Source organism: Bacillus sp. FSL K6-3312 (assembly GCF_038007485.1).
GTDB classification, from domain to species: domain Bacteria; phylum Bacillota; class Bacilli; order Bacillales; family Bacillaceae; genus Bacillus; species Bacillus pumilus.
In genome coordinates, this window is the sequence record NZ_JBBOXI010000001.1 from 3,911,822 (window position 1) to 3,924,190 (window position 12,369).

At 42.8% G+C, this 12,369-nt stretch carries 13 protein-coding genes; 4 read left to right on the plus strand and 9 right to left on the minus strand.

Annotated features, from left to right (window positions below; all coding sequences use genetic code 11):
• Window positions 1–19 precede the first annotated feature (19 nt).
• Together MHI11_RS20470 and MHI11_RS20475 are read left to right on the plus strand one after the other, a co-directional pair.
• Window positions 20–166: a YycC family protein gene (locus tag MHI11_RS20470; protein WP_003214589.1), complete on the plus strand. Its 147-nt coding sequence runs from the start codon at window positions 20–22 to the stop codon at window positions 164–166.
• 22 nt (window positions 167–188) lie between these two features.
• Window positions 189–1,403, plus strand: a complete 1,215-nt coding sequence (locus tag MHI11_RS20475; RefSeq protein WP_044139056.1) for a CynX/NimT family MFS transporter — start codon at window positions 189–191, stop codon at window positions 1,401–1,403.
• Between the two features lie 41 nt (window positions 1,404–1,444).
• Here MHI11_RS20475 and rplI read toward each other — a convergent pair whose 3' ends face one another.
• The 3 genes from rplI to MHI11_RS20490 are packed head-to-tail and all read right to left on the minus strand — an operon-like array spanning window position 1,445 to window position 4,839.
• Window positions 1,445–1,894, minus strand: a complete 450-nt coding sequence (gene rplI, locus MHI11_RS20480) for a 50S ribosomal protein L9 (protein ID WP_044139055.1) — start codon at window positions 1,892–1,894, stop codon at window positions 1,445–1,447.
• Window positions 1,891–3,870 (minus strand): DHH family phosphoesterase, encoded by a 1,980-nt coding sequence (locus tag MHI11_RS20485; RefSeq protein ID WP_044139054.1) that lies wholly within the window; start codon window positions 3,868–3,870, stop codon window positions 1,891–1,893. Before MHI11_RS20485 ends, rplI begins: the two co-directional genes overlap by 4 nt.
• 30 nt (window positions 3,871–3,900) lie before the next feature.
• Window positions 3,901–4,839: a YybS family protein gene (locus tag MHI11_RS20490; RefSeq protein WP_340962248.1), complete on the minus strand. Its 939-nt coding sequence runs from the start codon at window positions 4,837–4,839 to the stop codon at window positions 3,901–3,903.
• 302 nt (window positions 4,840–5,141) lie between these two features.
• Between MHI11_RS20490 and MHI11_RS20495 the strand changes: the two genes are divergently transcribed.
• Window positions 5,142–6,071: a manganese-dependent inorganic pyrophosphatase gene (locus tag MHI11_RS20495; RefSeq protein ID WP_340962249.1), complete on the plus strand. Its 930-nt coding sequence runs from the start codon at window positions 5,142–5,144 to the stop codon at window positions 6,069–6,071.
• Window positions 6,072–6,115: 44 nt separating this feature from the next.
• On the opposite strand, the gene MHI11_RS20500 is transcribed toward MHI11_RS20495, so the two are convergent.
• The 3 genes from MHI11_RS20500 to MHI11_RS20510 all read right to left on the minus strand — a co-directional run bounded on the left by MHI11_RS20500 (window position 6,116) and on the right by MHI11_RS20510 (window position 8,273).
• A complete protein-coding gene (locus MHI11_RS20500) occupies window positions 6,116–6,973 on the minus strand; it encodes a DUF3298 and DUF4163 domain-containing protein (protein ID WP_111913024.1) in 858 nt (285 codons plus the stop codon).
• Window positions 6,974–7,468 carry an RNA polymerase sigma factor gene (locus MHI11_RS20505; RefSeq protein ID WP_003215191.1) on the minus strand — a complete coding sequence of 165 codons (495 nt, stop codon included), beginning with the start codon at window positions 7,466–7,468 and terminating at the stop codon, window positions 6,974–6,976. It lies immediately after the preceding gene.
• 148 nt (window positions 7,469–7,616) lie between these two features.
• Window positions 7,617–8,273 carry a hypothetical protein gene (locus MHI11_RS20510; protein ID WP_340962250.1) on the minus strand — a complete coding sequence of 219 codons (657 nt, stop codon included), beginning with the start codon at window positions 8,271–8,273 and terminating at the stop codon, window positions 7,617–7,619.
• A gap of 84 nt (window positions 8,274–8,357) precedes the next feature.
• Between MHI11_RS20510 and katX the strand changes: the two genes are divergently transcribed.
• Window positions 8,358–9,968 carry a catalase KatX gene (katX, locus tag MHI11_RS20515; RefSeq protein WP_445661872.1) on the plus strand — a complete coding sequence of 537 codons (1,611 nt, stop codon included), beginning with the start codon at window positions 8,358–8,360 and terminating at the stop codon, window positions 9,966–9,968.
• 48 nt (window positions 9,969–10,016) lie between these two features.
• On the opposite strand, the gene wrbA is transcribed toward katX, so the two are convergent.
• The 3 genes from wrbA to MHI11_RS20530 are packed head-to-tail and all read right to left on the minus strand — an operon-like array spanning window position 10,017 to window position 12,280.
• Window positions 10,017–10,685, minus strand: coding sequence for an NAD(P)H:quinone oxidoreductase (gene wrbA, locus MHI11_RS20520; RefSeq protein ID WP_044139046.1), 669 nt, complete (start codon window positions 10,683–10,685; stop codon window positions 10,017–10,019).
• An 18-nt stretch (window positions 10,686–10,703) separates the two neighbouring features.
• Window positions 10,704–11,312, minus strand: coding sequence for an alpha/beta hydrolase (locus MHI11_RS20525; protein ID WP_340962252.1), 609 nt, complete (start codon window positions 11,310–11,312; stop codon window positions 10,704–10,706).
• A complete protein-coding gene (locus tag MHI11_RS20530) occupies window positions 11,309–12,280 on the minus strand; it encodes a ring-cleaving dioxygenase (protein ID WP_340962253.1) in 972 nt (323 codons plus the stop codon). The genes MHI11_RS20525 and MHI11_RS20530 overlap by 4 nt, the downstream gene beginning before the upstream one ends.
• Between the last annotated feature and the right edge of the window lie 89 nt (window positions 12,281–12,369).

Sequence of the window (12,369 nt, forward strand, 5' to 3'; positions counted from 1 at the left end):
AAAGAGGAGGGATTTGCGTATGAGACCTTTACAAATCTCAGCCGACACAGCACAAAAACTTGCAGCATCACTCAATGTACCCATTGAACAAATCATGCATATGCCGCAGCATATCTTAATCGCTAAACTAGCAGAGCTTGAACAGAAGAAAGATCGTTCTTCTTAAAGAAATAAAGGAGTTTACATTCATGGAAAAACAACTAGAACAATCAACATTACATCCTCGCAGTAAAGGACAAACCGTCCTGCTGATTGCTGGGATTTTACTTATTGCATTTAACCTGCGGCCTGCCATTACGTCCGTTGGCCCTCTCATCGGCGCCATTCGTTCCGATTTGCAGCTTTCCAATGGACTTGCAGGTTTTCTCACGACATTACCACTGCTCTCATTCGCATTACTTTCTCCAATTGCACCTAAAATCGGAAAACGTCTTGGCAATGAACGAACCCTTTGGCTTGGGCTGGCTGTCCTTCTATTTGGGATTGTGATTCGTTCGTTTGGCACGATCACCTTCTTAATGATGGGAACCGCGCTTGTCGGTGTCGGAATTGCGATATGTAATGTGCTCTTACCGGGGCTTGTGAAGCATAAATTTCCTGCACATGCAGGTTTGATGACAAGTGTATATACGACCTCGATGTCCGTCTTTGCGGCACTTGCTTCAGGTGTCAGTGTTCCGCTCAGTCATACGATGCCTGGCGGCTGGAATACATCATTCCTCGTATGGGCTGGCCTTGCACTTCTCGCGATGATGGTCTGGGCGCCGCAGCTTCTTCATCAGAACACAGCATCCGTCAAAAGCATTTCGCTCACAGAGCAGCCGATATGGCGTTCACGTGTCGCATGGCAGGTGACCTTTTTTATGGGCTTGCAGTCATTCCTTTTCTATAGCAGCATCGCCTGGTTTCCTGATATTTTAACATCACATGGAATGAACCTGTCGACAGCCGGCTGGATGCTGTCCATTATGCAGTTTGCTGGGCTGCCATCCACCTTTTTAACGCCTGTTTTTGCAGAAAAATTAAAAACACAAAGACCGCTTGTCTTGAGCCTTGTCCTTGTGTATTTACTTGGCATGATCGGGCTTCTTCTCGGAGGATCGACGCCTATTCTTGTGATCTCTGTTTTATTGATCGGCATTGGACAAGGTGCCAGCATCAGTCTGGCGCTCACTTTTATCGGATTACGGACGACCAATATGGAGCAAGCCGCTGCCCTTTCCGGAATGGCGCAGTCTCTCGGTTATTTATTAGCCGCCGTTGGTCCTTTCATGGTCGGTATCCTTTTTGATCTCACACATACATGGACGCCATCCATTATCATCTTTATTATCATCCTATTTTTCATGCTTATATCCGGTATGCGAGCCGGACGAAGCGTCTATATTTCAGATCCATCATAAAAAAAAGAACCCGCCTCCTCATGAGACGGGTTCTTTTCGGTTTATGCTTGTTCTGTCACATGAACCTTTAACGTTGCTTGTACCTCTGGATGAAGCTTCACCGGTACATTTGTGTATCCTAATGCACGGATGGCGTCATTCAGCTCGATTTTGCGCTTATCGACTTTGATTTGATGATCTTTTTGCAATTTATCAGCGATTTGTTTGCTTGTAATTGATCCAAACAGACGGCCGCCTTCACCTGATTTTGCTGTTAGTTCTACTGTTAGCGCCTCAAGTGTTTCTTTTAGTTGTTTCGCTTGTTCAAGCTCTTGGATGGCATTCTTTTTCTCTTTGTTCTTCTGCCCTTCCAATGCGCTTAGGTTCGTTGGGTTTGCTTCAACTGCTAACCCTTGTTTGATGAGAAAGTTGTGAGCATATCCGTCAGCTACATTCTTGACTTCGCCTTTTTTCCCTTTGCCTTTTACGTCTTTTAGAAAGATGACTTTCATCTTTGAACCCCTCCTTCGAAATATTCATCAATGGCAGCTTTTAACTGCTCTACCGCTTCTTCAATGGTTATACCATACATTTGGGTTGCAGCGTTAGTTAAATGACCGCCGCCATCTAACGCTTCCATGATAATTTGGACGTTGATATCTCCTAATGATCTCGCACTAATGCACACCGTGTTGTCATCTCGTCTAGCGACAGCAAATGACGCTTCTACCTCACTCATTGACAACAGGGAATCTGCCGTCTGGGCAATCGTGATTTGATCATAATACTCCGAGCTGTCTGACGGTAATGAAGCAATCGCCACCTGATTTTGATACAGATCTGTATGCTGAATGAGCTTTGCCCGTTTGATGTAATGATCGACGGTCTCTTTTAGGAATTTTTGCACAAGGACAGGATCTGCCCCCTTTGCACGAAGATAGGATGCTGCATCAAACGTTCTTGATCCCGTTCTCAGCGAGAAACTCTTCGTATCAACAATGATCCCTGCGAGAAGCGCAGTAGCTTCAATCATGTTAATGCGCAATTTCTTCGGCTGATACTCTAAAAGCTCTGTCACAAGCTCTGCTGTTGATGAAGCATACGGCTCCATATAGACAAGTAATGGGTCACGGATAAACTCCTCGCCGCGTCTATGATGGTCAATGACCACGACATTTTCAATTTTATTGAGTAGTCGTTCTTCCATGACGAGAGACGGTTTATGTGTATCCACGACCACAAGCAGCGTGTCATCCTTTGCAAGCTCCATGGCTTCCTCTGGCGTGATAAAACGTGACCAAAGATCTTCATAATTCTTAATTTCACTAATCAAACGTTGAACACTGTCCCCAATCTGGTTGGCATCAATGACAATATAGCCTTCTTTCCCATTAGCCTGGGCGACCTTTAAAATCCCAATAGATGCACCGATTGAGTCCATGTCTGGGAACTTATGCCCCATGATCATGACATTTCCGCTTTCAGAAACAATTTCTTTTAAAGCATGAGAAATGACTCGTGCACGTACACGTGTCCGTTTCTCCATTGGATTCGTTTTCCCGCCGTAGAATTTCACTTTTCCATTCGGTTGCTTAATGGCTACCTGATCCCCGCCTCGTCCGAGGGCAAGATCAAGACTCGACTGCGCAAGTGCCCCAAGCTCTTTTAAAGAAGGTACGGATGCACCGATCCCGATACTCAAGGTAAGCGTCGCACTATGCGCTCCTGTTTTCTCACGGACCTCGTCTAAAATAGAGAATTTCGACGCTTCCAGCTCAGCTAAGATGCTTTCATTTAGAACCGCCATAAATCGTTCGGACGAAATTCGCTTCAGGAAAATGCCATATTCCTGTGCCCAATTGTTTAACAGAGACGTCACTTCACTATTAATGGTGCTGCGCACCTGATCGTCAAGACCCTGCGTGACATCATCGTAATTGTCTAAAAAGATATAAGATAACACCGTTCGTTCATTTTCGTACTGTCTTTCAATCTGTACCTGTTCTGTGACATCAAAGAAATATAAAAGGCGCTCTGACCGTTTAATAATGACTTTGAATTTCCGGTCATTCAGCGTCACATTTTCTGTCTCGACCTCTTGTTTAATAAGAGGCACAACGGACTCGAATGTATCATACAAGGATCTGCCGACAAGCGTGCTTTCATGAAAACACGAAGCGAGAAATGGATTTGTCCATTCGATATAATACTGGTCATTAAACAGCATAATACCAATTGGCATTTCCATTAATGCTTCTTCTCCAACCTTTTTGACTCGATAGGATAATGTTGAAATATATGAATCAATCTCTTTTTGCACTTGCGTATCTGCCCACTTTAAGAAGTAGAGCACACCTGCAAGGACTAAAAGACCAACCGCTCCTATGATCCAATTATAATAAAGGTTGAGGAGGACTGTGACCACCGCAAGAACAATCAAAGCGATGATCGGATACTTGATGACAGGTTTTCTATAGAAGCTTGGCACTGATATCAACTCCTCAACATTCAGAGTGAATTATTTGTTTTTTACTTTTTCTCTTAAATCAAAGCCTATGTCAGCAATCCCTATAATACGCACAATCACACCAACTGGCGGATAGAGAACTCCTAACACGATAGCGAAAACGGGCACCGCTTTTGAGATGTTTTTTTCGTGGCAATAATAGAAGGTAAAAGAAAATCCCTGAATAAGCACCAGTATAAATAAAATTTGAAACGCACTCGTTTGAACGAGCGATAAAAAGCTGCCTTTTTCTGTCTGAATCAGCATCAAAAGCAGTGTGAGTAAATAATACCATACCATGCTTTTTGGCAGCCGCATATCCTTAAATTTCTTCAAGGCTGGCATGTCTTTGACAAACCGTTTGATCAGAGGCTTCACAAACCAGTGGTTCACGAACGCCGTCAGCGTAACTAACATCAACAGCGCGACAGGTAAAGCACTCAATGCAGCATCCTGCATCTCTCTGAACTGCTTCAGCTGCTTCGCAATGTCCTGCTCAGAAGCGCCGGATTGCTTTAAGGCACTCTCTAACATTGGAATCATTTGCTCAATCGACTCTTTCGCGATACTCATAATATCGATTTGAAAAAGCTGAACACTGACAACAAAGGAGATAAGGAAACTGAATAGATAGATCAGCGCACCTGTAATGATGGCATTCCCAGGCTGTCTTCTGCTGTAGAAAACACCCATGCCTAATCCGACAGCAATCAGAATTGGCGCAGTCATGAGTCCATTAATAGACCCAATTAAAAAGCTGATCACTATCCCAATAGCGCCAGCAGCAATTCCTTTTTTCAAGCCGTGCCTGATTGTATAGAGGATGATCGGAATCGGAGCAGCTAGAAAGAAAATAATGGATAATAGCGGCACATACAAATAAAACAGCGTCATGACAGAGAAAATACTGATCATGATAGCGCCCTCTACTAACGCTTTTGTTTGTTTCACACCTTCACCTCTATCCAATCCTTTTACTATATCTTGCTCATTGTGTCCTTCTATGTATACGTACGATGTAAGCTACACCATGTCTTACTCCAACCTTTATTTTACCATAGCGGTAAATCGCAAGTAAAATGCAGGCTATCTTAGGAGCGTTTCACGTGGAACACTGATATCGATTCGTACATGCAACTTTTCAAACAGCATGTTACAATTTTTTAGATTATTCTTAGCTATAAACCCTGAATTCAAGGTCAAAAGCTGTTAGAATAGAAACATCATCAATAAATGTAAGAAGGAGAATTCACATGGGAAAAACACTCGTATTCGGACACAAAAACCCTGACACAGACACGATTTGCTCTGCTATCGCTTACGCTGATCTAAAAAACAAAATCGGCGTCGAAGCAGAAGCGGTCAGACTTGGAGAAATCAATGGAGAAACACAATTCGCATTAGATTACTTTAAACAAGAAGCACCTCGTTTCATTGAAACGGCTGCAAACGAAACAAAGCAAGTCATTCTTGTCGATCATAACGAATTCCAACAAAGTGTAAGCGATATTGATCAAGTACAAGTGACTGAGGTCATTGACCATCACCGTATTGCCAACTTTGAAACAAGTGAACCTCTATACTATCGCGCTGAGCCTGTTGGCTGTACAGCAACAATCTTAAACAAAATGTACAAAGAGAACCAAGTGAAGATTGAAAAAGAAATCGCTGGTTTGCTTTTATCTGCAATCATTTCTGATTCCTTGCTATTCAAATCACCAACATGCACACAACAAGACATTGATGCTGCGCATGAGCTAGCTGAAATTGCAGGAGTAGATCCAGAAGTTTACGGCCTAGACATGCTAAAAGCTGGCGCTGACCTAAGCCAAAAAACGGTTCAAGAACTAATTACAATTGATGCAAAAGAATTCGCACTAGGCAATAGCAAAGTGGAAATTGCGCAAGTCAATACAGTAGATATCGCAGAAGTTACAGCAAGACAGGCTGATATTGAAGCGAAAATCAATGAAGTCATCGCAGCGAAAGGTCTTGATCTATTCGTTCTAGTGATCACAGACATCCTAGAAAATGACTCTCTTGCACTTGCACTCGGTGCCGAAGCTGCAAAAGTAGAAAAAGCATTTAACGTCACACTTGAAAACAACACCGCTTTACTAAAAGGTGTTGTATCAAGAAAGAAACAAGTCGTACCTGCACTGACAGACGCACTTTCTTCATAAACACAACAAGACTGCTGACATGTTCAGCAGTCTTTTTTCTTTTTTTAATGAATGTACATATCACTGACAAGAATATCCTTTAACACACTTGTTGGAATCGTGAATTCAACTACACCCATGTAACCAGGCGCCACATCATATTCATTAAAGGAAATCACCAGTTTGCCTTTTGAATTGATATAGAAGCTTTGATCTGGCTGAATCTTCTTAAACGGTTCAACCGTATCTTGCTTGGTAATCCAGTAAATCTTATTTGAATCCTCTTTCATCTGTTTCTTCATTTGCTCTTTAATATTTTCACTAATCACATCAATATAACGGTCATCTTTAAACAGGCTTGGTAATGTAATGAGTACATGATTTTTCTTATCCACCGTATCATACGTCATTTCCTCTGCCGCAGACGCCTGAGTTGTCACCTTGTATCGACCTAGTGAGAGAATTTGGTCATTGTTTGTTCTCACTTCATATCCGCTCTCAACACTTAAATGACCATTTTTATATCCCTTTGTTTCCTTTTCAAAATCTTGATACAGCTTTTTGTTTTCAGCTAAATATTTTTGATTCAGGCTGTCTTGTAATTTTCCGTCCCCAAGCCCTGAAACGTGTGGTGTTTTAAGGTCAATATTCGTTCCTTGATCGCTCTTTTTAAATTCTGTGAATGTCACGACTTTCACCAGCTCGCCAATGACAGGTATCTCCGAAATAGCTCTTGCCGCCTGTGGACTGACATTAACAGTCGTGACAAATAGAGCAGCCGCAGCAACAAGTCCGATCGTCCATTGCTGAAAATGAGGTTTTTTGTTTTTTCGTTTTAATGTCCGTTCAACCATAGCATCATATTCCGGTGGAATGGGGATTTCTAAATATTCCTCTTTTAACTGTTCTAAATACTTATCCATTTATATTTCCTCCTGCGATAATTCTACTTTTAAAAGCCGCAACGCCTTATATAATCTTGTTTTAATGGTGTTTTCATTTTCATCGAGAATGTGGGCGATGTCCTCTAGTTTTAAATCTTCAAAGAATCTCAAGATAATGATGCCCCGGTAGATTTCGGGCAAATCCTCTATGGCTCTTCTGACATCTTGATCCTCATATACATCTGATTCACCCTGTGATAAGAATTCAAGCGTATCATCGTCTGTCACTTGCACCCGCTTCTTCTTTCGTAAAAAGTCTAGGGCTGCGTTCACCACGATTTTATAAAACCAGCTATGCATCTTGGTCGCATCCTCTAATCGGTGAACAGATTTGAGTGCTTTATGAATCGCCTCTTGAACGACATCCATCGCATCTTCTGGGTTTTTGACATAACTATAGGACAATCGATAAAAACTGTGTTTATGCTCCATTACGTAATCAGCAAATTGATCCTCAATTTTTCGTTTCTTCATTTTACAAAGAGCTCCTTTATCTTAAATGCGCATCGGTTATTTCTTACAATGGATAGACGCGCACCTTTTGAAAATAGTTTGCGCTCGATTATTTTTTAACATGTCATTCCATTTCCGTTTCTATACAAAAAGAGCGAACCGGACAGGTTCACTCTTTCAAAGCGGATATTGTTTGATGGACAAACTGTTTAAGTGGAGAAAGCGGATGAATGATCGGAACGCCTGTCTCCTCTTTCATCTGCTGTGCCGCATGAACCATTGATAGTTGCATCACGCAAATGTCTCCACTTTTTTTCATACATCTTCTGAGCTGCTTTTTGATTAGCTCCTCATAATCCTGCATATCACCATTTAGGCAAAGGTGAAAGACATCCTCCATCACCATAACCTCTGCATCAATCTGTTTGCCGTACTCTTTTGCATATGATTCAAGCCGCTCCATTGTCCCATCCACTGTATCCGGGTTTGAAAACACAAGTTGAAGAGGCCCTTTTCTCTGACAAATCAGTTCAAATAACGGTTCATCAATTGGAACAATCGGTTGCTTAAAGAGATGCTGCTGATCACCCAAAGCGGCAATATATTGTGTGCACGTGAGCAGAATGATGTCGGCTTCATCTTCTTTCATCAATTTGTTGATGGCATAGGTTTGCTGCTTGTGAGGATTAAAATCGGGATCTTTTGTGGCACGTTCTATAAATGATGAATCGACCATGTGATGCAACTCAATATCTGTATCACCAAACACGTCTTCTATATAGGACTGATTAGACGGATGGGCATGAAGGCAGTGTAATCGAATCATCAGGTTCGCTCCTCGTGAAAGTTTTCAATCATTATATCAATCCTTGTATGAAATAGGGAGAAAGATGACCATATTGTTAGGGAGATATTGAAGGAGGGATTCGAATTGAAAGAAGATCAACACCCTAAGCCATCTTCAGAGTCAGAAGACACTTTAACAAATCGGCAAGGTCACCCCGTAACAGACAATCAAAATATGAGAACCGTTGGAAATAGAGGCCCAACTACGCTTGAAAATTACGATTTCCTAGAAAAAATCAGTCATTTTGATCGCGAACGTATTCCTGAACGTGTCGTCCATGCGCGCGGTGCAGGAGCTCACGGTTATTTTGAAGCCTATGGCACATTCGGCGACGAGCCCATTTCCACTTATACAAGGGCGAAGTTATTTCAGGAAAAAGGAAAAAAGACTCCTGTTTTCGTTCGTTTTTCTGCTGTCATTCACGGCGGTCATTCGCCAGAAACATTGCGCGATCCGAGAGGGTTTGCGATTAAATTTTATACAGAAGAAGGCAACTGGGACCTCGTTGGAAACAACCTGAAAATTTTCTTTATCCGAGATGCTTTGAAGTTTCCAGATTTGGTTCATGCCTTTAAGCCTGATCCTGTCACCAATCGGCAGGACGGCGAGCGTATTTTTGACTTCGTCTCGCAATCTCCAGAAGCGACACATATGGTGACATTTCTCTTTTCACCATGGGGTATCCCAGCAACCTATCGCCACATGCAAGGCTCAGGTGTCCATGCGTACAAATGGGTGAACCTTGAAGGAAAAGCAGTGCTGGTCAAATATCACTTTGAACCGAAGCAAGGCATTCGCAACCTGACACAAGAACAGGCTCAAGCGATACAAGGTGAAAACTTTAATCATGCCACACAGGATTTATATGAAGCTATTGAACAAGGAGATCATCCTGAATGGGAGGTCTATGCGCAGATCATGGAAGATGATGCCCACCCTCACCTTGACTTTGACCCGCTTGATCCGACAAAGCTTTGGTACAAGGATGACTATCCATGGAAACCGATCGGACGAATGGTATTAAACAAAAATCCAGAAAATTATTTCGCAGAAGTTGAGCAGGTCGCTTTTGGGACTGGCGTTCTCGTAGACGGTTTGGATTTCTCAGATGATAAATTGCTTCAAGGGCGCACCTTCTCTTACTCTGATACGCAGCGATATCGTGTGGGACCGAACTATTTACAGCTGCCGATCAATGCACCGAAAAAGCATGTCGCCACGAATCAAAGAGATGGGCAAATGGAATACCAGGTCGATCAAGGCAAAGGGCAAAATCCTCATGTGAATTATGAACCATCGATCCTCGGCGGATTAAAAGAAGCCAAGCAGGATGGAAAGGATCATAAGCCTTTTGTAGAGGGTGACGTCAAACGGGAAGCCATTGACCGCCCAAACAACTTCGGACAAGCCGGAGAAACATATCGCCGCTTCAATGATTGGGAACGTGAGGAATTGATTAAGAACTTAGTCAACACCCTGGCGACCTGTCAAAAAGACATTCAAGAGCAAATGATCGAAAACTTTACAAAGGCTGACCCTGATTACGGAAAGCGTGTCGCTGATGGCTTAAAAGCCTTCAAACAAGAACAGCCAAGCGGACCTATAGGGTCTACAGGCGCCGCACAAGCTGTAGACGAAGCGATTAACAACAGCACACCATCAGATCCTTATTAAATAAAAAAGAATGCAGCGCCTAGGCTGCATTCTTTTTGTATTCATCGATTAAGCGTTTTGACCCTTTTTGATCCATTCTGCTACATTGACTGTACGTTTTGCTTGATGTTTTGCAGCAGCTTCAGCATCCTCTTGGATCTTTCCGTTTTGGTCAACAGTGACACTCACGCCGTAAGGGTTGCCCCCTGCACCGTATAACGAGTCATCTGTGTATCCAGGAGCGGCAATAATCGCTCCCCAGTGGAACATCGTTGTGTATAGGCTAAGAATGGTCTGTTCCTGCCCGCCATTTGGGTTTTGTGCAGAGGTCATCGCACTCACTGCTTTGTTTGCCAATTTCCCTTGGAACCATAGGCCGCCAGTAGTGTCTAAGAATTGCTTCATTTGAGCCGGTAAGTTACCAAAACGTGTTGGCATGCTAAAGATGATGGCATCTGCCCACTCTAAATCACTTAATTGAACCTCTGGGACATCCTTTGTTTCGTCTAAATGTGCTTTCCATGCTGGATTTGATGCCACAACTGCTTCTGGTGCCAATTCAGCAACCTTTAATACTTTCACTTCGGCTCCAGCTTCTTTCGCTCCAGCCTCTGCCCATTTTGCCATCTGATAGTTTGTACCTGTTGAACTATAATAAATAACTGCTAATTTTACGTTTTCCATTTGTTCCATCTCCTTTTGTTTGGTTTGCCCAAAAAGCTTCTGTAAAAAACCCATCTATATTCCCTACCTTCATTAAAATTGACGACGATACCATAATGCCGCAGCATCGACTTCTTCTCTCGTTAGCTGATGTCCGCGATTTTCCCAATGTAGTGTGACCGAAGCGCCTGCGCCTTGCAGCAATTGCTCGAGCTCTTGTGATTCCTCTGGGCGGCACATTGGGTCATTTTTACCAGCTGCGATAAAGACTTGTTTCCCCGCCAATGAAGGCAATGAAACTCCGCGTCTTGGAACCATTGGATGATGCAGGATCGCTCCTTTTAACGCATCCTCGTAATGGAATAAAAGACTTCCTGCAATGTTCGCCCCATTGGAATATCCGAGAGCGACGACATTGTGACGATCGAACCCATATTCATCTGCTGCTTCTCCGATAAATGTATAAAGTTCCTCTGTCCGCTCAATTAAATCCTGCTCATCGAAAACACCCTCTGCTAAACGTCTGAAAAAGCGCGGCATATCGTTTTCCAACACATTTCCTCTCACACTAAGAACAGAAGCGTCAGCATCTACTAAATCGGCAAGCGGCAATAAATCTTCTTCCGTCCCGCCAGTACCATGCAGTAATAACAAAACAGGTCTTTGTTCATTCTTTCCTTTTCGAAAAAGATGTTTCATCATGCATCTCCTTTCCCTTTCAATTCTCTCACTTCTATTGGCAGCACAATTTGTTCAATCTGACTGCGCTGCGCTTCATATTGCGGTGGCAGTTTCAATGCTTCACCCATAGTTTCCACTGATTCATCGTGTGCAAACCCTGGAGGATCAGTCGCAATTTCAAATAATATGCCGCCAAGCTCTCTAAAATAAATGGCATTGAAGTAATTTCGATCTTGCACAGGTGTCACTTGATACCCGCTTTGCGCAATATGTCTTTGCCAATCTAACTGATCCTGATCATCTGTCGCTCTCCATGCAATATGATGCACCACTCCAACACCCATACGTCCTCGTGCAACAGGTGTCTTGTTCACATCAATGACATTGCCTATCTCACCAAACGAACGGAATCTCACATAGTCCTCTTCTGCTCCAACTCGTTCAAAACCCATTGTTTGTTCGAGCAGCTGCATCGTTTGCTCTGGCTGTGATGTTAATAAAACCGCTCCCCCAAACCCTTTTATCGCAACATCTGGTGTGACTCCGTTAAATGTCCACTCATTTTGTTTCCCTTCCGCACGCTCTACAAGCTCAATCAACAAGCCGTGTGGATCTTCAAATGAGAGAAAGGCTTCATCAAAACGTTCAACCTTTTCATAAGAAATATCAAACTGCTCAAGACGTTCCTTCCAGAAAGAGAAAGCGCCTGGTGGTACAACATATGTCGTCACGCCCACTTGACCTGCGCCAATTTGTCCCTTTTGAGCACCTGGCCAAGGGAAAAACGTGATAATCGTTCCCGGAGATCCTCCTTCATTTCCAAAATATAAATGGTAAGTACCTGGATCATCAAAATTCACGGTCTTCTTCACGAGACGAAGTCCTAAAACACCTGCATAAAAATCAACGTTCTCCTGAGGATGCCCTACAATTGCTGTGATATGGTGAATTCCTTCTGTTTTCTTCACTTCTAATGACCTCCTAATCATGAAGTAACAAGCCTCTATTCATTATGTCTTTACTGACGTCTTTATATTATCTCGAATTCGAGATATTAAATCAAAAAAATATATTTATC